The following is a 25107-nucleotide window of genomic DNA, read 5'->3' on the forward strand; positions in this document are numbered from 1 at the left end:
AATCAAGATTTTAATCCTGGTGCGGCTGGACTTGATCCTAGCAAAGGAGGATGGAAATTTTACGGAAACCCAGAAATAGAAATCTATGCTACCTTAAATGGAGCAGGATGGAGTCAAGCAATAGGAGTAATTAACCCAACAAATTGTATACGAGTATATTAGTGAAATATTTTTAACCTTAAAATAGCGATTATATCTATATGATGTAATCGCTATTAATTTTTTAAATACCTGTGTATAAGTTCATTTTTATAAAAATAATTATGTTATAATTTTATTATACAAATTAAAATCAATTTATAAAATTATGTTTAAAAAAGTTTTTTCAAAAATAATATTTCTGTTTTTTATATTTTCTATAATTCAAATATCAATAAATTCAGAAAAAGCATTTGAAAAAATGATATTTTTTTATTAAAAAGGTTATATTTAAAAAATAATTATTAACTTGAGCATTGTTATTACAATATACAAATACTACCTAACCTTATAACTTTACGGTTATTAAGCGTAATTCTCTCTTTTAGAAAAGAAAAAATTACTCTCATAAAAAGTTTTTTAATCTATACTGATTATTCTTACTTATTTTATGACAAATAATTTTTTCTTTTTTTCTTTTATAAGCTCTTATCCTCTTTTTTATACTTTTGATACTCAAAAGATATGCAAACACATCGAGAATATATTCTCGGTATTCCTGTATTGCATTCTTTATTTTTGTTGGAAAAAAGGACTTCCTTTAAAACAAAAAGGTATTTTCTTCCAAAAGATACTCTATAATCCTTTTCTTTCTTTCGTGCAATATATAAAACACAAATATGAACCTCCATAGCTTGTGATTTCTTAGGTTTATAATATTCGCATTCAATAATTTTTAATAATCTACAATATATATTTATGAAAACATACTTAGTTATAATAATAATAGTTTTTTTTACGTGGGGATGCGATAATGGGAATGATAATGGAGGAGTGACCCCCTCAGGAGTAGCGGAATTGTCGGGTGAAATTTCACAAAATCGCACTCTGACTGCTAATAACAAATATACTTTAAAGGGATTTGTGTATGTAAAGTCAGGTGTTATTTTGACAATAGAAGCAGGAACGATTATCAAAGGAGATAAGAATACTAAAGGATCACTTATAGTACTTCCTGGTGCTAAAATTATTGCCGAAGGAACAAAAGAAAACCCTATAGTTTTTACTTCTAGCCAAGAGAGAGGGAGCAGAAGCGCAGGAGATTGGGGTGGGATTATTATTCTGGGAAATGCTCCCGTTAATAAAACTCCTATCGTGATCGAAGGTGAAAATGTTTCTACTTTTGGGGGAAATAATGCCGCAGATAATTCAGGAATTCTCCGATATGTGAGAGTTGAATTTGCAGGAATTGCCTTTGAACCCGATAAAGAAATTAATGGACTTACTTTTGGTGGTGTTGGTAATGGTACTACGGTTGATTATGTTCAGGTATCTTATTCTGGAGATGATTCTTTCGAATGGTTTGGGGGAACGGTAAACGCTACCCATCTCATCTCTTTGAGTCCTGTAGATGATGATTTTGATACGGATAATGGTTTTAGTGGGAGAGTTCAATTTGGATTATCTATACGTGACCCGAAGGTATCCGATCAGTGTGCTTGTTCTTCTTCTAACGCTTTTGAAAGCGATAATGATGGGGCAGGAACTGCCGCAATCCCTCAAACATCTGCAAAATTTGCAAATATGAGCATATTTATCAGTGAAGGAACTCCTAATTCAAAATATAATGATGGAATATTGATAAGAAGAAACTCTGCCCTGAGTATTTATAACTCTTTGATAATAGGTGCTTATCCTAAAGCGGGATTAGAATTGAACGGTTCTGCAAGTCAAGCCAATTATAAGTCAGGTGCTTCTGTTATTCAAGGGCTTGTTTTAATAGGAATGACAAAACCGATTCTTACCACAGATTCTGTGAAGTTTTATAGTAATAATAATTATACTCATTGGACAGTAGCCGATGTATTACTTCCTGAAACTTTTAATAGCTTAAAAAACCCAAGCTTTTTGCCACAAAGTGCTTCACCCCTTTTGAATAGAGGAATTGCTCTTCCAAGTGATTTTAGAACCTCTCCGTATATAGGTGCTTTTAGCACAGAAAATTGGACAGAAAGTTGGACAAATTTTGACCCACAAAACACAAATTATTAATTATTCACCATCATAAATGGTTTTTGGAGTAATGCTCTAAAAACCATTTTTACTCAAACTTTTCATCTTAACAATATGCGTATATATAAAATATCAATTTTTTCTCTTTTTTTAGTATTTCTTTTTTTTACCCGCTTTACCAGTAAAGCACAAACAGTCATTATAGGAACTGTGCGAGATAGCATTCAAAAAGAAGGAATTCCTTTTGTAAATGTAACAGTAGAAGGCACAGGAATAGGAACATCTTCCGATGCAAATGGAATATTTATTTTGAAAACAAAAGAAACAAGTTTTTTTCTTCTCTTTACTTATATTTCTTATAGCAGCAAAAGAATATTTATAAACACAGATAATAAAGACACTCTTTTTTTAAAGAATGTATTGCTACAGGAAGAAGAAAAACATCTGCAAGAAGTGACTGTTGCAGGACAGAGACAAACCAATACAGAACTCGCAAGCATGTTAGAAATAAAAAAAATAGAGCAAATAGCCGTGGGAGTCTCACAACAACAGATAGGGAAAGCTGCCGATAGAGATGCCGCACAAATAATGAAAAGAATTACGGGCATAACTCTGATGAATGATAAATTTCTTCTCGTAAGAGGATTACACGAAAGGTATAATACTGTCTTATTCAATGACGCTATAAGTCCTTCCGCAGAAGTAGATACGAGGTCTTTTGCTTTTGATGTTATTCCGAGTAATGTTATAGATAGAATCCTTATAATAAAAAGCCCTTCCGCAGAACTCCCAGGAGAGGTGGCAGGAGGAATTATAAAAGTGTACTCCCGTTCTGTAATAGACGAAGAAAAAACTACACTTTCCTTAGGAACATCTATCAGAAGCAACGTTTCTTTTGAAAATTCTAATGCGTATAAAGGAAGTGCAACCGATTTTCTTGGTTTTGATAATGGATATAGAAGTATGAATATACTCAACCGTGACATCATAAATGGAAATAATAGAGGAGCCGCCAATGAACTATTCATTGCTCTAAATCCTTATTATAATGTAAATTCTACAACTATTCTACCCGATGGACGACTCAATATAGGATTTCAAAAAAATATAAAAATACAAGGAATTACTATTGCCAATGTGTCCAATGTTTCTTATTCGCACACTTCTATTATGCCTTTTCAAGCAATACAAAAAAGATACGAGGGTATTTCTAACGATCAATTAGTGCAAAATTGGGAAGACAAAAACACAAGTAATACTGTAAAAGTAGGAATTATATCTAATTTTTATACTGCTTTGAAAACGGATATGAAAGTACACTGGAAACATTTTTTTACTAATACAGGAATAAAAGAAACGCTTCTGAGAACAGGTTCTAATACTAATGACGGTATTTATTATAAAAACTATGGCTTTCGATACGAAGGAAAGTCTATATATACTACACAACTTGCTTTTGCATATCCTTTTAATAAAAAACTTTTTGCCAATGCAACGCTTTCTTATAATCTTACCAACAGAGAAGAACCCGATTACAGAAGATTTAGCACTTCTGCCACCTCTTCATCAGGCAATTACAAAGTAGATGTTCCTTCTACTTCCAATCCTTCCCTGACCCAAGGGTCAAGATTTTGGTCTGCCTTGAAGGAAAATACAGGTATGATGGCTCTTAATTTTGAATATATTATAAAAGAAGATAATGCAAATACTTTTTTGAAACTAAAATTTGGGACCCTCACAGAATATAAAAACCGTACCTTCTCAGCAAGGTGGTTTGGATATATAAATCCTAAAAATATTCCTATTGAATCGCTTTCTATTGATGAATTTTTTAGCACAGAAAAACTAAAAGAACAGAACGCACTTTCGCTGTATGAAGGTACAAACTATGATGATGCCTATACCGCACAAAATACCAACATTTCAGGATATATAAACCTACTCTTTTCTCTTCATAAACTCTTTTCTACTTGGGGAATAAGAGCAGAATACAATAAGCAGCAACTACAAAGCCAATACCGAGGAAGCGGTTTGCCTGTAGAAGTCAATAATCCTATACTTTCTATCTTACCAAGTATCCATTTGCAATACACCATCATTCCCAATCATACCATCAAAACAGGATATGGAATATCTGTGAATAGACCTGAATTGAGAGAACTTGCCCCTTTTAGCTATTATGATTTTGAACTGAATATTGCCAAAACAGGCAACCCAACTCTCAAAGTAGCATCTATTCATAATGCTGATATTCGTTATGAATACTATCCAAGCAAAGAAGATATTATCTCTTTGGGAGTATTTTATAAATATTTCATCAATCCTATAGAGGCAACAGGGAGATCTTCGGGTAGTGGAACTGCTTTTTATTTTACGAACCCTGCAAGTGCTTCCAATGCAGGTATAGAATTGGAAATAAAGAAAAATATTCGTATCCATCCCTCACATAATTTACAAATAGTCGCAAATGCTTCTTATATACACAGCCAAGTAGATGCTTCTAACCTCGAAGGGCAGATAAGCAAGAGAAATCTGCAAGGGCAATCCCCATACATTATAAACGCAGGAATATATTACGAAGGAAAAACACTGCAATGCAATCTTCTCTATAATATTATTGGGAAAAGAATCTTTGTAGTAGGGGATAATTTAGGTAATCAAACTATTTATGAAATGCCACGTCACAACTTGGACTTTACTGTCTCCCAAACATTTCATACAAGATGGGAATGGAAGCTCAGTATAAATGATATTCTAAACCCCCCATATCAATATCTGACCGATAATAACCTTGTCTGGAGAACATATACAAAAGGTTCTTCCGCATCCATTTCTATTCAATATACATTTTGAATTGGAACAAATGATTCGTAAAAAAAACCAAGATTTCTACAAATTTTTATTCTTTTATTATCTTTTCTATTATCAAATCCATTAATAAACTCATAATCCCTTCATTTTGTATATACATTTTAATTATTTTTATTTTTAATTTTAATATTATAAAGTGAAGTATTTAAAAAATATATATTGCATTTATATTACATTTTTTACATTTATTTATATAACTAAAAAACACATGGTTACAAATACACTTTGTTTCGTTTACAAAAAAGTAGCATATTTATTAAAAGTGGTCCCATTAATGTATATAATGTATACTAATACTCTTATCATAAGTAATATTACCATAGGAAATGTTCAAGCTCAAACAACATATAGAGACCTTGATGGAGATGGACTTATAGAAATAAGTTTTATAGAAGCTTTAGATTCTATCAGATATAATCTCACCGGTACTTGTAGTGGGAGCACTTGTAATGGATATGAGCTGACAAGAGAACTAGATTTTAGAAATAGTGCTTCTTATAGATCAGGGAGTGTCAATATTTCTTTTATTGCAGAAGGTGGATGGAATCCTATTGGGGATTCTACTGATGCTTTTAATACTACTTTTGAAGGAAATGGATGGGCAATAAACTATCTGTATATAAAGAGAATCTCTACTTATTATGTAGGTTTTTTTGGATTGACAGAATTTAATAGTAGAATTAGAAATATAGGTCTTATAAATATAGATATTTATGGAAGTGATTATGTTGGAGGATTAGTGGGTTCGAATCTTGGAGCAATAACTCAAAGTTATACTACAGGGTCTGTTTCGGGTTCTTCTTATACTGGTGGATTAGTTGGAGATAATTATCAAGGAACAATAAACCAAAGTTATTCTACAGTATCAGTATCTGGTGAAAAATCTGTCGGTGGATTAGTGGGAGGAAATTCAGGAAATGTAACTCAAAGTTATGCTACAGGAGCTGTCTCGGGTTCTACTTTTTATGTCGGCGGATTAGTGGGAGATAATTATTATGGAATAATAATTCAAAGTTATGCTACGGGAGCTGTTTCAGGTAATAGATATGCTGGCGGATTAGTGGGAGAGAATTCGAGGTATATCACTCAAAGTTATGCTACAGGACCTGTCTCAGGTTCTTCTTTTTCTATTGGAGGATTGGTGGGAGGTAATCTTGGAACAATAACCCAAAGCTATGCTACGGGATCTGCCTCTAGCTATTCTTATTATGCCGGTGGATTGGTGGGACATAATTATAGAGGAACAATAAGCCAAGGATATGCTACAGGATCTGTTTCTGGTACCACTAATGTCGGCGGATTAGTGGGAAATAATTACCAAGGAACAATAACCCAAGCTTACGCTACAGGATCTGTATCAGCTCTTTCTTATATCGGCGGATTGGTAGGAAATAATAATACTGGAACAATAAACCATGGCTATTGGAATAGAGATGCTACTCAAAGAGTAGATGGAATAGCAAGAAGTAATAATGAAAAAGTAGGAATAGAAACTACTTCTGGTAGTGTATTATATATGAGAGGTCTCACTCTTTCTGATCTGCAAAGCGATACAGAATCAGTAATAGATAGCATACGAGAACTAGGACCTGGTTTTATATATAATCAAAACTTCTTACCCGCAATACATGAGGGAGCAAGACTCACTATAAATGGTGTAAACTTTACTCAAACAACACCAAGTAAGACAAATATAGACACCATCAGCAGTATAGCAAATGTGAACAATGGAACTGATACTACCCGTGCTACCATTATTGTAGCAAGAATAAGTTTTACTGCCAATATAATTGAAACTACAGATATCATATATCCTTATACTATTACCAATATTCAAAATGGATTGAGGGAACCACAAACAATTACTTTTACTCCTCTGAATATAAAAATATACCGAGATGCTCCTTTTGCTATAAATGCAAGTTCTTCTGCAAGCTTACCTGTGATGTTTTCTGCATCTTCTACTTTGGTAAGCATCAACAATAATACAGTAACTATCAATGAAGTAGGGGTAGTGAATATTACCGCTTATAACATGGGGAATAGTAATTATTCAGGAGCATTTGCAACACAAGCACTCATCATAAATGAATTAAATAATCCTCTTAAAACAAATCCCACTCTTACTTTTAGTGATCTTCCTTATCTCAGCATAGGACAAAAGTACGTTCTTATTGCTACTTCTAACAGTCCTGTCCCAATAAATTTTGTTACATCGAACGTCGGAAAAATAAGTATCACAGGAAATACTGTTCTTGCAAAAACAACCGGAAATGTAATAGTTACAGCCATACAAGCAGCAAATGCAGCATATAATTCTGCTACCGCTACTCAAAATATAACATTCATAAATCCTGTCTTACCTATACCCAAGCTTACCTTTACTGCTATTCCTAATTTTACCATAGGACAAACGCATATTCTTACTGCTACTTCTAATAGTCCCGTAGCAATAACTTTTAATTCCAGTAACAATAGAATAATAAGTATAAGTAAAAATACCCTCACCGCAGTAGACACAGGAACAGTAGTCATCACAGCAAGCCAAGAAAGAAATGCACAGTTTAATCCCGCTACCGCTCAGCAAACAGTCACAGTATTTAATATGTTCCCTATAACTTCTATAGAAAAAGAAAGTTCTGCAGTAGTCATCTATCCTAATCCTGCAAATGATTACATTACCATTCAAATAGATAAAAATCAAAAAATTTCATCTGTAAAGATATATGATATAAATACTAGAGACGTATATAATACTAGAGACGCTACTAATACTGTATCTACTGATGGAACGCATCACGTCTCTACGAAAAACCTACCAAAAGGGGAATATATTATAATAGTATATGGAGAAAAAAAACAGGTACTATTAACAACCAAAATAATTAAGAATTAACCCCAAGCCGACTTCCAAAAGTTATTTTCGATACATTTATAATTTCCTAACTATTCTATTAGCAATAGTTTTAAAACTCAATATTCTTGTAAAAAATACTTTTCGAAAAAAAATTTCAACTACTAATAATTAATTTATAACTTATAATTCTTATTATATTACAATTTTTCTATATTGCCATTATGTAAATATTTTGTTTACATGTATTATTAAATAAATTATATATCTCATTATTACATTAATTATGTTTTTATTATTGGTTTTTTTAATGTGTGTGTTATTGCATACATTTTTTGTTACCTGTACGTATAAAAATACGGAAGTAATAAAAAAGCGATACCTTTCTTCCCCATGGGATAGGTATTTATTTTTTATAGATCCTTATCATTTTTTGCGACCAGGTTTTTTGAGGGGGGTAATGATTCTTTTTTTAGTGCTGGAAGTTCAGATACGAGGTTTTTCTCAAGTCACCACTTCTTCATTAGATGGGATAGTAACAGATGTAAAAGGCGAGGGTTTATTTGGTGCTACAGTAGTAGCTGTTCATGAACCATCAGGGACCCGTTATGGTTCTATTACTCGTGATGGAGGACTCTTTTCTATTAATAATGTGAGAGTTGGAGGTCCTTATACCGTAACGGTAACGTATGTAGGTTATGCGGATTCAAAAAAAAATGACATATTTTTGAATTTGAATGAGAAATTAGAGATTAACTTCACCCTTTCTACCGAAGATATACAATTACAAGATATAACGGTAGCAGCCGAGAGAACGAACGAATCTCAAAGAAGTGGTGTTTCTACTAATATTAGCGCAAAATCAATACAGATTATTCCGAACATAACACGCTCCCAATCGGATTTAACAAAATTAAATCCCATGGCGGCAGAAGGTGGATCTTTTGCAGGAAGAAACAGCCAATTTAATAATTATTCACTAGACGGAGCAATTTTTAATAACCCTTTTGGATTAGATGCTGCTACACCAGGCGGACAATCAGATGCACAACCTATTTCTTTAGATGCTATAGAGCAAGTAAGTGTTTCTATTGCTCCTTATGATGTAACACAAGCAGGTTTTACAGGCGCAGCAGTAAACTTAGTAACCAAATCAGGAACGAATCAATTCAAAGGAACAGTGTTTGAATATTTTAGAAACAGTGCTTTATACGGAAAAAAAGTAAATAACTCTGAAGTTCCCGCTGGAAACCTTTCTCAAAACCAACTCGGTTTTAGTGTAGGAGGTCCTATCATAAAAAACAAAATATTCTTTTTTGCTAATTATGAACAAAGCACCGCAAATGACTACGGATCTTATTGGTTTGCTAATACAGGAACAGGAGCAGGCAATGAAAGCCGTGTCCTCGCATCTGATTTACAAAAAGTCAGCAATCTCTTAAAAACAAACTTCGGATACGAAACAGGAGCTTATGAAAAGTATATTCATTATACCAATAGCTATAAAGGAATACTCAAATTTGATTTTAATATAAGCGATAAACACAAGCTTTCTATCACAGGAAATGTCCTACAGGCATTGAAAGATAAACCCGCCCACCCTTCTGCTCTTGGAAGAAGAGGACCTGATTTTCAAACCTTACAATTTGAAAATTCAGGATACCGTATTAATAACAATCTCTACTCAGGAATTATAGATCTCAAGTCAAACTTCAACAATAGCTTTTCTAATAAACTACAAATTGGCTATTCTGCTTTTATTGATTACAGAGACCCAAAATCAACACCATTTCCTGTAATAAATATATCAAGAGATGGAATTCCTTATATAGTTGCAGGACATGAACCATTTTCTATTGCAAATAAACTGAACCAATTTGTATTTCAACTCAGAGATGATTTTACCTACTTTGTAAAAAAACATACCATCACTGTGGGTTTTAGTTTTGAAAGATTTAGTTTTCAAAACTCTTTTAATCTTACGGGATACGGACCAAGAGTATTTTTCCCCCCTATAGATATTAAAAATATAGAAATAGACCTTTCAAAAGATGCCTTAGGAGCAGAAGTTGCCTCTGCCTTAGCTACTTATGAACAAAATAAAACAGGAAATAATGGACCTTTTGGAGGATGGGCATTAGCAGAGACAAATGTAGGGCAACTGGCTTTTTATGCACAAGATGAAATAGCAGTAAGTAAACAACTTCACATTACTATAGGAATCCGAATGGACCAACCACTCTACTTTGATACTCCAGAAAAAGCTCAAGAGAATATAGAGAGAGTAGGTGCTTATATGCCTGATATAGTCTATTATTATCCCGATGGAAGACCAACTAAACTGTCTACCACTAAATTACCGGATCAGGTACCTCTTATTTCTCCTCGTTTTGGTTTTAATTATGACATCACAGGAAATAAAAAAATGGTACTACGCGGAGGAACAGGTTTATTTACGGGACGTTTCCCATTCGTATGGCTCGGAAATCAAGTAGCAAACCCTGCTTTCTTTTTTTACTGTGTAACAGATCCTGACTTTAAATTCCCACAAGTATGGAGAAGTAACTTAGGATATGATATAGATATCTTGGGATGGAAATCCTCAATAGATGTACTCTATACAAAAGACCTAAACGCAATGATGGTAAGAAACTACGGACTTATAAAACCAACTGCACGGCTCAACACTTCTTTTGATAACCGTCCCGTCTATTTAGCAAAAGATAAAGGAGCAAATACTGCATACGTCTTTACAAATACTGATGTAGGATATTCTTTTAATCTTTCCCTCCAAACAGAAAGAACATTTCAATTTGGAAAAACAAATCTCTACGTAAAATTAGGTTATAACTACTTAGATGCACAAGATGCTTCTTCTATTCCCGCCGAAATATCAGGTGATGCTTATGATAGAAACCCTGCTAATATAAATAATACCAATATTCCTAATCTTGCTCCTTCTTTGTATGGAAATAGAAATAGAATACTAGGAGTTCTTGCAGTGTCTCTTCCTCTTAATTTTAACATCAGTTTATTTACAGAATATATAGAAGGAGGAAGATATTCTTATACCTACTCAGGAGATTTAAATAATGATGGGTCTGGACTCAATGATTTATTATATGTTCCCACAGATGCACAAATAGATGGAATGAATTTTTCGGGAGATGCTACAGCACAAACAGCCCAAAAAGGAGCATTGAAATCTTTTATCAATCAAGACGAATATCTTTCTTCTAAAAAAGGCAGCTATACCGAAAAATACGGAGCATTAAGCCCCTGGTATAATCATTGGGATTTGAGAATTGTAAAAAACTTCGTTATAAAAAAACATACTATTCAACTCAATATGGATATTTTGAACGTAGGAAATCTCATAAATAATTCATGGGGAGTAAGACAAATCTCTACCAATACAGGATTATTACAGCCAGTAGGGGTTTCTGTGAATAGTCAAGGAATACCTACTTACAGTTTCGATACCAATCAAACAAAAACATTCCAAAATGACTTTTCTCTTGCAAGCAGATGGCAAATGCAGTTTGGAATCAGATATATTTTTGATTAGGTAACCAAAGCATAAGAGAATTATAAACGTATACCCACGTTATGTAAAAAATATCTTTACATAGCGTGGGTTATTTATTCACCAAGTAATCTAACATAACCGACAGATAAAAATAGGCGAAATGTCGTTAAGAGAAATGTCGTATAAGAATTGAAATCTTATCTAAAAAGAAAACAGAGAAAAGTGATGAAAAAAACTCAAACTATGTTCGTAAAGAATATAATTTGAGTTTTTTTAGTTTACCTAATAATGTAAATAGAGATGGTGGGTACTGCTTTTTAATAGATGATTAGTTTTGAAAAAGTTTTGCAACTGTTCCTAAATCTTCTTCTATTCTAAATAGTTGATTATATTTTGCCATTCTATCAGAGCGAGAGAGAGAACCTGTTTTTATTTGCCCCGCATTAGTAGCAACTGCTATGTCAGCAATAGTATTGTCTTCTGTTTCCCCAGATCTATGAGATATAACTGCTGTCCATCCCGCTTTATGAGCCATCTCTATTGCTTCCAAAGTTTCAGAAAGCGTTCCTATTTGATTTACTTTTATGAGTATTGAATTTGCCGCTTTTTCTTGAATAGCTTGTTTGAGAAAAGAGATATTGGTGACTAATAAGTCATCACCTACTATTTGACATTTGTGTCCTATTTTTTGAGTCAACATTTTCCAACCTTTCCAATCACTTTCTGCACAACCATCTTCTATGCTATCAATAGGATATTTTTCTACTAAAGATGCCAAATAATCTACTTGTTGCGTGGTATCTCGTATAGGCGATGTTTTGGTTTCAAATTTTGTATAATCATAACCATTGTTATGAAAAAATTCAGAGGAAGCACAATCTAATGCAAGGGTAATATCTGTTTTTATTCTATAACCAGCCTTATGGACAGCATCTATGACGGTTTCAATTGCTTCTTCTGTTCCTCCTGCAAAATTAGGTGCAAATCCTCCTTCATCTCCAACTGCTGTAGAGAGATTTTTCGCTTTCAGAATTTTCTTAAGAGTATGAAATACCTCTACTCCCATTTGCATTGCCTCAGAATAATTTTTTGCTCCAACAGGTCTTATCATAAATTCTTGAAAAGAAATAGGAGCATCAGAATGTGAGCCACCATTAATAATATTCATCATCGGAAGAGGCAGAACACAAGCCCCTACTCCTCCTAAATATCTATATAATGGAATACCTAATTCATTGGCAGCCGCATGAGACACCGCAAGAGATACTCCTAAAATAGCATTTGCTCCTAAATGTGCTTTATTGGGAGTACCATCTATTTCTTTTAAACAACTATCAATAAGTTTTTGGTTAAAGGCATTCATTCCACAAATTTCTTTTGCAATTATTTGATTTACATTTTGAACCGCTTTGCTCACTCCTTTTCCTAAATACTTTTTAGGATCATTATCTCTCAGCTCTACTGCCTCATGAGTGCCTGTGCTTGCCCCTGAAGGAACTGCTGCCCTTCCAAAACCACCATTTTCTGTGAAAACTTCTACCTCTATGGTAGGATTTCCTCTGGAATCTAAAATCTGACGCGCATTAATTTTACGAATAGAACTCATTGTTTTATTTTTAAATATAGAATTAATATGTAATTAATAATAATTGTGGGACGAAACTTATTTTTAGCAAAGTAAAACATTTTTATAAATATATTGTTTTTGTAAATATTTATAAGAAAATTATGATTAAAAATATTTTAAAAAATCTTTTCTAAACACGAAGAAAAATAAAAAATAGTATATCCAAAAATACCACATGTCATTTTGCTTGTATAAAAAGCACTCGTTTATGCAAGATATTCTCTTTTTTCATAATCATTTTTCTCCATTTTCCGTTTATATACAGAGAAGTTTGGTCGCTGTAATGAGGGCTGGAAATAACTCCCGATTGTCCCGTAGGGAGAACACTCATAGAGTTTTCTATATCTGAAAAATCGATAATTCTTCTTGCAGAAGGACCAAAAGCCACTGCATATATACCTTCTTTATTAGGGGTATAAGCCATGTTGTTAATAACTTCTTCTCCCGAACCTATAAAAAAAGTTCCTACATTGAGAATTTTTCCTATAAGAGGTTGCGATGCAAAAAGATGATTCAAAGACAGGGGATGCACCGTTTCCCAATGCCAATTTGCTATATCTGTTTGAAATTGCGATTCCAATTCTAATAGAGTGACTTGAAATGCTTTTTGGATAATTGCCTCTTCTGTCTCTTGTATATCTTGAGTGATGACATCGTCCCACCAAGGAGAAGCACTATTTTTGAGTAATTGATTCATCATATATAATCGTATATGCGTTTTCATAAAAACAGCAAACTTATCATATCCTAATTCATCTTCCATTGTGAGAGAATAGAGGTTATACATCCATTTTGTATACAGAGTAGGGGCAGGGGAGAGAGGAGCAAAGTCACCTTCCCAATTTTCAAGTATTGCTTTTGCTTTCATTTCCATTGGATTGGTTGTTGATGCAATAAAAGGAAGTAAGTTTTGTATCATATCTTTTGCTACGGGAGAAGTTTGGTCAAGCATCATTTGTTTAACTGCCTCTCTATCCCAATCATTTTTATTATCCAAAAGAGCGACAATTCTTTTTGCTCTGTCTTCAGGAATATAATAACCCCAATGGTATTCTCCATTATGAGATTCGGGTTGATTATTCGCAGAATAGACATAATTCCAAGGAGGATTTATGGAGTGTGGATTGTCAGTAAATGGATAAAACTCCGTATTTTCATCTTCACCATCACTTCCGTTTAAAAAAAGTATAGGAAGAGATTCTTTATTTCTTTTTACCAATTGAGCAGCAGAATACCATGCATAGTTTCCCGAAGAATCCCCATAAGTGATATTTAATCCCGCCGCATGTATCATTGCTGCATGTTTTTCTACATCAGCTAAATTCTTGACATGGGCTAATCCATAGCTCGCTTCTAATATTTTGTTTGGTAAATGAGTGTAAGCCCACCAAAAACTTATAGGGGCATTGGTCATATTTTTAAAAAAAGAAGTGACAATAGATCCATGATGAGTAGCTCGTATCTGTATCGTATCCGGTTCTGTATCTTTTATCTGTATAATTTCAGAGCGCTGGACAAGAGGTAACCATTTCCCTTTGTAAAGATACGAAAGAGAATCTGTTGGATTAATGATCTCTCTAAAAAAGTCCATATCATCGTTTTCTAACATAGTAAGTCCTGTAGCAATTCGTGTATTATGTCCTATGAGAGGAAATGGGAAGCCCGACAAAAAATTACCATAGATTTGAAAAGAAGGGCATTCCAAATATGCTTCATACCAAGTACAAGGTTGCCCAAATCCTATATGAGGATCATTTGCCAAAATTACCTTTCCGCTCTTGGTTTTTTTCCCACCTATCACCCAACTATTACTTCCCTTAAAAGAAGGAATAGGCAAGGTAGTATGTATCTTTTCTATTTGATTTTCTATTTGATTTCTAAAAATATGTCGCATACTATCTTTCACTCTGTGGTGTTTAATCCATTCTGTATCTATAGGGATAGCCAATGGAACATCTTGCAAATATGTTTTTCCAAGCTCTTCGTATATAAAAGTCATCAAAGGGTCTGTGTCGGGTGCCATAGAAAAATCAAAACTCATATAACCAACCACACTATATACATCCTCTAATACAAAAGGTGTTTTTTTGATACCCAAAAGGGTAAATTCCAAAGGAGTACTGCCCTGTTCTTGAAAAGAATTGATTCCGTCGAGATACGCTTGAGTATTTTTGAAAACTGGACTTTCTTTATTTTGAGAAAGATTGCGGGCAGATTCTCTTGCGTAGATATCCAAACCCAATGTTCTAAAAAATTTATCTGTTTCCAAAAGATCTTTTCCTAATATCTCCGCTAATCGCCCTACTGAAACCCTTCTGATGAGCTCCATTTGCCAAAGTCGTTCTTGTGCCTGCACATAACCCAAAGCAAAAAAGATATCTTCCTCATTTTTTCCATAAATATGAGGGATACCATACTCATCAAAGACCACCTCCACAGAATCTTGTATTCCTTTTAATTGCAGAACACCTTCATACTGCGGTGCCAAATGCATGAGATACACAAAAACTACTATTCCTATACTTACTATAAGCCCTGCAAAACCATAAACTACTCTTTTTACTATTTTCATACGTAATCATTAAAAAAATAAATATACTTTGATAATATGTGACCCTTGCGAAACCAAATTAAAAAAAACTACTCATTTTTACCAAAATGAATCTTTGTACGACTCATTATATAAAATAAAAATAAATTTCGCTTATTTTATCAATAAAATAATTATAATAAATAAAATTATGGAAATAAAAGCAAATGAAACCCATACTAACATTATAAAAAACACATTGAGATAATTGGATACATAAAAAAATTATTACTACATACAAGATGAAACATATTTTTCCTTTGAGAGAAGACATTATTGAGGCAGAAAAAAGAATACAAAGATACATTCATAAAACACCTATCATAACATCCCAAACTATAAATAAAATCACCGGAAGCAATGTTTATTTTAAGTGTGAAAATTTACAGAAAGCAGGGGCTTTCAAAATGAGAGGGGCTATAAATGCGGTTGTTTCTTTGACAGAAGAGCAAAAAAAATACGGTGTTGCTACGCATTCATCGGGAAATCATGCGCAATCTCTTGCTCTTTCTGCACAATTACACAATATAAAAGCACATATAGTAATGCCAAGTTCTGCACCACAAGTAAAAGTAAATGCAGTCCGAGAATACGGGGCTGAGGTGACTATATCAGAGCCAACTTTAGAAGCGAGGGAAAGAACCCTTCAGGAAGTGGTGTTAAGAACTAATGCTTTTTTTATTTCTCCTTATGACAATAGTACTGTTATTGCAGGGCAGGCGACTGCTGCGAAAGAACTATTAGACGAAATGCCCGATTTAGAGTATATTCTTTGTCCCGTAGGTGGTGGAGGTCTTTTAAGCGGATGCCTACTCGCTTGCAAATATTTTTATCCGAAAACAAAAGTAATCGCAGGAGAACCCGAGAACGCAAATGATACTTTTTTATCCCTCCAAAATAAAAAAAAAATGCCACCAAGTAATGTATTTACTATTGCTGATGGGCTTAGAACCTCTTTGGGAAATATCAATTTTGAAATAATATCACATTTTTCCCCATCTATAATTACGGTATCCGAAGACGAAATTATTCAGGCAATGAAAACTTTATGGGAAAGAACAAAATTAATAATAGAAAGCTCCTCTTCTGTTCCTTTTGCGGCAGTTCTCAAACAAAAAAAACTTTTTCAAAATAAAAAAATTGGAATTATTCTCTCCGGAGGGAATGTAGACCTTACAAAACTCCCTTTTTAAGTACTTGCATGCAAATATTATAAAAAAGTATGGATAAAAGTACCGTCAGAAACCTTTTTCTTCAAAAAAGAAACATTATAACAGATGCAGATCTTTTAGATGCAAGCGCTAAGATAAAAGATGTATGTATAAAGCACATTCTTTTTCATAAATCTACAATAGTTCATATTTTCTTGCCAATACAAAAAAAGAAAGAGATAAACACATGGCTTCTCATTCATTATTTGTGGAGTAAAAACATATATACTACCACAGGAACGATGCTTCCCAATTCCCTTTTTATGGAAAATACTCTTTTTGAGAAAAATACAGAAATAAAAATAAATAAATGGGGAATCCCTGAACCGACGAATGGGAAAATAATTCCAAAAAGAAGTTGTGATATTATTTTTGTTCCTTTGCTATGCTTTGACAAACAAGGAAATAGAATTGGCTATGGTAAAGGAATGTATGACAGATGGCTTGCAGATATTCCTTCCTCTACCCCTAAAATAGGACTATCTCTTTTTCCGCCCATAGAGTTTGCTGTAGATTACCATTTTCAAGATGTGCGTATAGATTTTTGCATTACCCCCGAACAAATTTATAATTTTGATAGCAATGCAAACCCTCTTATAGTGCTATAGTTGAAAATAATAATGTATTGTATAATTTTATGGTATGATTCTTTCTTGATTGTTTTCCACAAAATTTTTCCATTTTGTAGTTTTGTTTTGAGAAGTACCATTGTTTTGAAAGTGATGGCAAACAGCCACTGCAAGTGCATCGGTAGCATCTAAAAGTTTCGGAATATGTTCGAAAGAAAGTATTGCTTGGAGCATTTTGGCTACCTGCTCTTTGGTGGCATTTCCATTTCCTGCGACTGCTAATTTTATGCTTCGAGGCGAGTATTCATACAGAGGGGTATGGTGTGAGAAAGCAGAAAGCATTATTACTCCTTGGCACCTTGCTAAACTCATAAGGGTATTTACATTTTTACCTAAAAAAGGAGATTCTAAAGCAATGGTATCGGGTTTATAATTTTTAATCACCTCCGTAATATGCTCGTGTGCTTTAAAAAGTTTTTCACCTACCGACCCATACATTTCTAAACGAATAACTCCAAATTGAGAGAGAGATACTCTCTTATTTTGTGTGTTTATAATAGCATATCCCATAGTATGCGTTCCCAAATCTACCCCTAAAATACAATTGTCTTCTTTTTCTCCCATAGTTGTAGATATTATTATTGGTTATATTTTATAAAAAACACCATTAAAAAGCACTTTTGAAACATACCTTAAAGTGTTTTTTGTAAATATAACCTGCAAATATAAAATAAGAACATAATGTATTTGTTTACTTTTTATTGCTTACAAAAAATAATATTTTCTCTCATAAAAAAGATATGATTTTATTTATAGAAAATGATCATTATAGAGATACTTTTTTTATATTACAGATAATAATTACTTTTTTTAATCATTTTTGTAAATAAAAAAATTAAAATTCAAAAAAAAAATATAGTTTTAGAAAATTCAAAAAAAAATGTTTTGGATTCATTCAGTTTAATTTATTTTTGTGAAATAATAATAATATACATTCATTAAAAAATGCGAACCCAAGTTCGGCTAAGGAGATGTTTCTGTTCCATAGAAAGTAACGAAAACGAACCAATCAAAAAAAATTAAACATTGTTAGAAAAAAATATTAAAATTGCAAATAAATTTAATAGGGAACAAAAAAATAAAAAATGATAGATTTCGCAAATAAAGTATATTATAAATCGTCTCAAAATATGTCGGAAGTTCCCGACAATACTATTGATTTGGTTGTTACTTCGCCACCGTATTTTAACATAAAAGATTATTCTAAAAACGGTTATCAAACCGACAAACATTCTACGCAAAACGTTGACGATTTGGGAAATATTGATAGTTACGATAATTACATTAACGAACTTTTGAAAGTGTGGCAAGAGTGCGAAAGAGTATTGAAACCCAACGGAAAATTAATTATAAACACGCCTTTAATGCCTATGAAAAAAGCAGATTTTAATTCGCATTACAACAGGCACATTTTTAATATTGATGCTGATATTCAACATTCCATAATTACAAATATTAAAAACGTTTTTCTTTTTGATGTTTATATTTGGAACCGCACAAACCCTACAAAAAGTTTAATGTTTGGCAGTTATCCGTATCCACGTAATTTTTACGCACAAAATACTTCGGAATTTGTAACTGTTTATGTAAAAGACGGCACACCGTTGAATAGTTTACCAAAAGAATTATTTAATTTTTGTTTGAATTAAATTATGAAAACTACCAAAAGAAAAGACAAAGATGTTATTAACAACATCAGAGACAATGTTTTGCAAAAAATAAAAGATTTAGATATTGAAATTAGCAATGCAAATGAATTTGGGAATACTACATATTTTCTAAAAGACAAAGATAATCAAACAATTATTGATTTGGCTTATGCAAGTTTAAATAGTAGAAATGAATATTTTTATGGAATTGAAACAAAACAATTTGATACTATTTATAGTCAAAATAGAAATTCTTTTCAAATTTTTATTTGTGAAAATGAAAATACTATTTTTATAGTCCCTTTGTCTGTTTTGATTGAAATTTTGAAAGATAAAAGTGATAATACTGAACAATTTAAACCAGTAATAAAAAATAGAAATGGTATTTATACTTTACGATTTTTTGGAAATTATGAATTAACTGAGTATTTTAATAGATTTGATTTATTAAAACAAGAAGAGTTACCTCAAAAATCAAAAAAAGAAAAGATTAAAATAGAAACCGAAATTGAAATAATACCTGCTTATCAAAAAATATATGATTTAATTTCTGAAGATAAATTGAGTGCAAATTCAACTCACGGTGCAGTTATTCAAATGTTAAAACATATTGGTGAATGGTATGGTTTTAAAGTTTTTACAGAAGCAAGACCATTACACTATGATGATTTTCCTTATCAAATAGATTGTCTCTGGTATAAAGATGATGATATTTATTTGGCTATAGAAGTTTGTGATAAAGGAAGTATTGAAAAAGACAAAGATGCTTTAAAACAAGTAAAAACACTCGGTGCAAGAAAAGTTATTATTGTTACAGACATAAGTAAAATGCAAAGAATAAGAAAATTATTTATGTATAATGGTGAAATAAAATCGTGGACAGAAGTTTGGTCTTTTGACAGAATTTTAAAATTATACGAAACAGGCAGAGATTTTTATAAAGATTTCAGCAAATTTAGACGATCAAAATGGAACGAAAATATTTTAGAATATTTGTAAAATGGAAAGATTTTTAAAAAAATATAAAATTAATCATTCAAATATTGAAACTTTTTTTGGTAAAATTGATAATATTTGTATTAGCAAGAAAAATGAGTTAGATATTTATTTGTTAGATGATTATTCAAATGAAAAAATCAAAGATTTGTTTCTTGCATCTATACATTGGTTATCTCATAATAGTTTATATTTTGTTAAAGGGAAAGTTATTTGTTGTGATAAAAATTTTATTATTCAAAAGAAATTTAATTTACAATTGTCTGTGAAAAACATAAACAGTTGATGAATATATTTTGTTTGTTTCTCATTTCAAATTAGATACAGATGTAAACGAGAGTAAAAAATTAATTGTTGCATTTCGTAAATTAGATAAAGAGCAACAACACAATTTAATAAAATCGGCAGAGATAACACAACCCATAAAAATACAGGGTTCTATAACATTACAACTTTTTGGTTTAACTCCAACATTGAAATTTGAAAGTAATCAAATAAAATTAATCAACGAAAAACGAGCCGTAGAACAAATAACCAAAGTATATAAAACCTTGAAATATATTGATTATTCCACGTTTGAAGATTGGTTTAATTACATGGGCAACATAGAAACCGAAGTTGTAGAAAAAGAAATATTAGATTATTATGTTAGCGTAGGCAAAGAAGACAAAGCAAAACAATTTATTGAATTAGAAGACGATATAGAACGCAAAACAACATTAGAAGAACAACTCTACAAACTCATGAATGAAAAACTTGTAGAAGACATATTAGAGAAAAATTTGAGTTTATTAGGTGAGAAAAACTTAAAATTACTGAAAGAAGGCAGACAATACAAAACCGATGTTTCGTATATTGATTTGCTTTGCAAAGACGACAAAGGTTATGTAGTTTTGGAACTCAAAAAAGGCAGAACTGAAGACGAAGCCGTAGGACAAGTATTGCGTTATATGGGTTGGGTTCGCGATAATTTATCACCAAATCAACAAGTTCGTGGAATGATAATAGTTGCATTTGAAGGGATAACCGAAAAATTAAAAAAAGCAATTCGTGGCATTCAACGAGATGATGATTTGATAAAATTAAAACAAATTGATATTAATTTAAGTTCAAGCGAGGTAAAGAATATTAACGTATAAATAATTGAAAAATAAGAACATAATGTATTTGTTTATTTTTTATTGCTTACAAAAAATAATATTTTCTCTCATAAAAAAGACATGATTTTATTTATAAAAATTGGTAATTATGGAGATACCTTTTTTAATTATAGAAATAATTACTTTTTTTAAATAAAAAATTAAAACTCAAAAAAAATATAGTTTTAGAAAATACAAAAATAAATATTTTATATTCAATGTTTGATTTATTTTTGTGAAATAATAATAATATACATTCATTAAAAAATGCGAACCCAAGTTCGGTTAAGGAGATGTTGCCGGTCATTGTAAAAAACGATAACCAAGCCTTCTACTGGGACAAAATATTTATAAAAAAATGAACAATAGTTTAGATTATTCAGAAGAAGAGTTTTTACAACTCATTGCCCGAACAACTGAAATTATCATTGAGCAATATCAGCAAAGTGATAAACAAAAAGGGTTTCATAACTTGCCTCAAAAAAGTATAGAGGAGTGGTTTACTGAACCGTTACCGCTTTCGGGTATTGATAGCTTGCAACTACTCAGAGAGGTAAAAGAAAAAATTGTTGATGTTGCAACAGGTAACTTAGGGGAAAATATGTATGCCTATGTGATGGCAGGCGGCAATCAAATGTCCACTATTGCTGATTTTATAGCCTCTACAATTAATCAAAATGTTACCAAATGGCATTTAGCCCCATCGATGACGGAAATAGAGAAAAGGGTAATTGCTTGGACTTCTGAAATGATAAATTATCTTCCAAATGCAGGAGGTGCCTTAGTAAGTGGAGGTTCGGCGGCAAACCTCGCAGGTTTGACAGTGGCAAGAAATACTTTTTTCAAAGCATTAAAAATTAATAAAACGGGCTTATTTTCACAAAAACCGTTTCGGGTGTATTGTTCAAACGAAACCCATAATTGTACGGATAAGAGTGTGGCACTTTTGGGCATTGGAACAGATAATTTGATAAAAATAGCCAGCAATGAAGATTTTACAATTAATTTGACAGCGCTTGAAACACAAATCAATGAGGACAGGCAAAATGGTTTTGTCCCATTTTGTATTGTTGGTAATGCGGGTACAGTCAATACAGGAGCCATTGACGACTTGACGGAATTATCCCGAATAACGAAAAAACACAATATGTGGTTTCATATTGATGGGGCTTATGGCGGATTGGCTTCTTCGTTGCCACACTTAAAATCAAAATATGCAGGTTTAGAAAATGCGGATTCGATAGCCCTCGATTTTCATAAGTGGCTCTATCAACCATTTGAAATTGGTTGTGTTTTGGTGAAAAATTGGAATTTTTTACGAGAAACCTATTTTAAACAAGCCGATTATTTAGATACTGCATTTGAGGAGAAATCAGACCGTTTAGAGTTTAATGAACATTACTTTCAATTATCCAGAAATGCAAAAGCACTGAAAGTATGGATGTCTGTAAAAGCATACGGCTTTACAAAAATCCAAGCGATGATTCAAAAAGACATTGATTTAACTTATTATTTAGCGGATTTGATACGCACTTCAAAGGATTTTGAATTAAAATCTATTTCTGATTTGGCTATCGTGTGTTTTAGATACAAAGGGAATTTGGAAAATGAATCAAAAATAATTGAAATCAATCAACAACTCATTTCGGCATTAGAAGCTGATGGTAGGGTGTTTATTACAGGTACGAAACTAAAAGGAGAATTTGTACTACGTGCTTGTTTAATCAATCACAGAAAACAAAAGTCGTCAGTACATTATCTGTTAGACACTATCAGAGATGTTGCTTCAAAACTAATAGGATAAAATATCTTGAAAAAAGACACAAAACAGACAGCTTTGAATAAATAACGACCCCCCAACAACAGTTTTGCGATAATGGGGCATTAGTACTAAATTTGAACATTTGGAATTCTAATAAACATTTGTGCTTCTAATCCCTGCCTTGCCAAGCTGCAAAACGTTAGCGGCAACCGCAAAAAACAACTTAACTGACTACCAAACCATTTAAATATCAACTAATAACTTAAAAAATATGAATCGTAAAACTTTTATCCGTAACTCTTCTTTACTTTCAATTGGTGCAATTTTACCAAAAACAGAAACCTTATCCAATAATCCTTTTGCTGACATAAAAGTAATCCTAATCGGAATACCTTATGACTCAAATTCATCATTCCTACGCGGACCTTCTTATGCACCACATAGAATTCGGCTAATGGATAAAGATGGTTCAGCAAATAGTTATGCGGAATTAGGTTTTCCAGTTTTTGAGAATGAAACTTATATTGATAAAGGCGACTTGGTATTCCCAACTACTGACCCCAAAAAAGATTTTATAATTATTCGAGATGCTATTGCCATGCAAATTAAAACACATAAAGTTTTAAGTTTAGGCGGCGACCATTCTATAACTTATCCTATCGTAAAAGCATATTCAGAGAAATATCCAAATCTTCATATTTTGCATATTGATGCACACCCAGATTTATATGACAATTTTGACGATAATCCATATTCTCATGCTTCACCATTCGCCCGAATAATGGAAAATAAATTATGCCTATCTCTAACACAAGTGGGCATCAGAACTTTAAATCCACCACAACGTGTGCAAGTCAAGCGTTTTGGAGTGAAACAAATTGAAATGAAAGATTTCTCTTATGATTTTATCAAAGATTTGAAAGGACCACTTTACATTTCCTTAGACCTCGATTCGCTTGACCCTGCCTTTGCACCAGGTGTTTCTCACCACGAACCAGGCGGACTTTCAGTTAGAGAGGTTTTAAATATTTTACAAAAAATACCTGCATCTGTAGAAATGGTTGGAGCTGACATTGTTGAGTATAATCCGACAAGAGACCACCAAAATATGACTGCAATGGTAGCCTATAAATGTATGAAAGAGTTTGTAGCGTTACTCAACAGATAAAATAATGTAATGCTTCTAACTCAAACATACATCATCGCACGCACAAAAGCGGCAGCCACTAACACGGGTTTGGCAAAACAGAGGGCATTAGTACTAAATTTGAACATTTGGAATTCTAATAAACATTTGTACAAAATTGAAACATTAGTGCCTTGAATTTCCCACCATTGCAAAGCCCAGAACCGTTGGGAGTCACTTTAATGAAATCTCTATAGACAAGGACTAACATTCACATACAGAAGAGAATATGGAAATAGATACACTCATTAAAAAACTAAACATAATAATAACATCGCAAGGTAAAGGCGTGGAAAAAATTGACAAAGTATACTTAACCGTAGATGAAGAACAATTTTTAAGAGAATATAACCCACAAAAGTCAATAATCATCTACGGAACTCTTGCACCAAATAGACCAAACCATTCAAAGATTGAACACATCAATGGAAAATGGATAAAAGGCGTTGTAAAGGGCAAATTAGTTAAAGAAGGTTGGGGAGCAGAACTGGGCTACTATGGATTTAAGCATTCTTCTATTGACGAACAAGAAAATATTGAAGCATTCATACTCTTTTCTGACGAATTAGTCAACAATTGGACATATTTAGACGAATTTGAAGGAGACGGGTACAGACGAATATTAGCAAAGTTTGAATTGGAAAATGGAGAAGTTGGTGTGGGGAATATCTACGCTATAAATGACATAAAACTTTAATTTAATTGATTGACAAAGGTATTACACCAAATAGTTAAACGAAAAAAGCAAACTCCCAACACGTGTTTTGCAAAAGTGGCGCTTCAGTGCTCAATTCAGCATTTCTGCATATATTTGGCTTTGGTGCTAAACTGTACAATGAGTATTTCAAATCCCACACTTTCGGCAGCCCAAAGCCATTGAGATAGTATTACAAAGAGAGACATCAATATATAC

Annotated in this window: 16 protein-coding genes; 13 read left to right on the plus strand and 3 right to left on the minus strand. The window is 32.5% G+C overall.

Features of this window, described 5'->3' with window-relative positions; all coding sequences use genetic code 11:
* Window positions 1-897: 897 nt before the first annotated feature.
* The 4 genes from QM536_04535 to QM536_04550 all read left to right on the plus strand — a co-directional run bounded on the left by QM536_04535 (window position 898) and on the right by QM536_04550 (window position 11444).
* Complete coding sequence (locus QM536_04535) at window positions 898-2190, plus strand: hypothetical protein (GenBank protein ID MDI9356280.1); 1293 nt, start codon at window positions 898-900, stop codon at window positions 2188-2190.
* Between the two features lie 75 nt (window positions 2191-2265).
* A complete protein-coding gene (locus QM536_04540) occupies window positions 2266-5004 on the plus strand; it encodes a TonB-dependent receptor (protein ID MDI9356281.1) in 2739 nt (912 codons plus the stop codon).
* Between the two features lie 226 nt (window positions 5005-5230).
* The gene (locus tag QM536_04545) at window positions 5231-7918 is read left to right on the plus strand and encodes a GLUG motif-containing protein (protein MDI9356282.1); all 2688 of its coding nucleotides are present in this window, start codon (window positions 5231-5233) and stop codon (window positions 7916-7918) included.
* Window positions 7919-8198: 280 nt separating this feature from the next.
* The gene (locus QM536_04550; GenBank protein MDI9356283.1) at window positions 8199-11444 is read left to right on the plus strand and encodes a TonB-dependent receptor; all 3246 of its coding nucleotides are present in this window, start codon (window positions 8199-8201) and stop codon (window positions 11442-11444) included.
* A gap of 289 nt (window positions 11445-11733) precedes the next feature.
* Here the strand turns inward: QM536_04550 and eno are convergent, their stop codons facing one another.
* Together eno and QM536_04560 are read right to left on the minus strand one after the other, a co-directional pair.
* Window positions 11734-13011: a phosphopyruvate hydratase gene (eno, locus tag QM536_04555; GenBank protein ID MDI9356284.1), complete on the minus strand. Its 1278-nt coding sequence runs from the start codon at window positions 13009-13011 to the stop codon at window positions 11734-11736.
* 199 nt (window positions 13012-13210) lie between these two features.
* Window positions 13211-15604: a penicillin acylase family protein gene (locus QM536_04560; protein ID MDI9356285.1), complete on the minus strand. Its 2394-nt coding sequence runs from the start codon at window positions 15602-15604 to the stop codon at window positions 13211-13213.
* Window positions 15605-15864: 260 nt separating this feature from the next.
* On the opposite strand from QM536_04560, the gene QM536_04565 reads away from it, so the two are divergent.
* A complete protein-coding gene (locus QM536_04565) occupies window positions 15865-16815 on the plus strand; it encodes a threonine/serine dehydratase (GenBank protein MDI9356286.1) in 951 nt (316 codons plus the stop codon).
* A 29-nt stretch (window positions 16816-16844) separates the two neighbouring features.
* Window positions 16845-17441, plus strand: coding sequence for a 5-formyltetrahydrofolate cyclo-ligase (locus QM536_04570; protein MDI9356287.1), 597 nt, complete (start codon window positions 16845-16847; stop codon window positions 17439-17441).
* A 27-nt stretch (window positions 17442-17468) separates the two neighbouring features.
* Here the strand turns inward: QM536_04570 and ruvC are convergent, their stop codons facing one another.
* Window positions 17469-18026, minus strand: a complete 558-nt coding sequence (ruvC, locus tag QM536_04575; GenBank protein ID MDI9356288.1) for a crossover junction endodeoxyribonuclease RuvC — start codon at window positions 18024-18026, stop codon at window positions 17469-17471.
* A gap of 521 nt (window positions 18027-18547) precedes the next feature.
* On the opposite strand from ruvC, the gene QM536_04580 reads away from it, so the two are divergent.
* The 7 genes from QM536_04580 (at window position 18548) to QM536_04610 (ending at window position 24891) form a co-directional block, all read left to right on the plus strand.
* The gene (locus QM536_04580) at window positions 18548-19111 is read left to right on the plus strand and encodes a DNA methyltransferase (protein ID MDI9356289.1); all 564 of its coding nucleotides are present in this window, start codon (window positions 18548-18550) and stop codon (window positions 19109-19111) included.
* A 3-nt stretch (window positions 19112-19114) separates the two neighbouring features.
* The gene (locus QM536_04585) at window positions 19115-20110 is read left to right on the plus strand and encodes a hypothetical protein (protein ID MDI9356290.1); all 996 of its coding nucleotides are present in this window, start codon (window positions 19115-19117) and stop codon (window positions 20108-20110) included.
* Window position 20111: 1 nt separating this feature from the next.
* Window positions 20112-20393: a hypothetical protein gene (locus tag QM536_04590; GenBank protein ID MDI9356291.1), complete on the plus strand. Its 282-nt coding sequence runs from the start codon at window positions 20112-20114 to the stop codon at window positions 20391-20393.
* Between the two features lie 10 nt (window positions 20394-20403).
* Window positions 20404-21246 (plus strand): endonuclease NucS, encoded by an 843-nt coding sequence (locus tag QM536_04595; protein MDI9356292.1) that lies wholly within the window; start codon window positions 20404-20406, stop codon window positions 21244-21246.
* A 358-nt stretch (window positions 21247-21604) separates the two neighbouring features.
* A complete protein-coding gene (locus QM536_04600; protein MDI9356293.1) occupies window positions 21605-23050 on the plus strand; it encodes an aminotransferase class I/II-fold pyridoxal phosphate-dependent enzyme in 1446 nt (481 codons plus the stop codon).
* Window positions 23051-23279: 229 nt separating this feature from the next.
* Window positions 23280-24176, plus strand: a complete 897-nt coding sequence (gene speB / locus QM536_04605) for an agmatinase (GenBank protein MDI9356294.1) — start codon at window positions 23280-23282, stop codon at window positions 24174-24176.
* A 247-nt stretch (window positions 24177-24423) separates the two neighbouring features.
* Entirely contained in the window at window positions 24424-24891 is a 468-nt protein-coding gene (locus QM536_04610; protein MDI9356295.1) for a hypothetical protein, read from the plus strand.
* Window positions 24892-25107 lie beyond the last annotated feature (216 nt).

It is taken from the genome of Chitinophagaceae bacterium, from assembly GCA_030053935.1.
Taxonomy (GTDB): domain Bacteria; phylum Bacteroidota; class Bacteroidia; order Cytophagales; family JASGCU01; genus JASGCU01.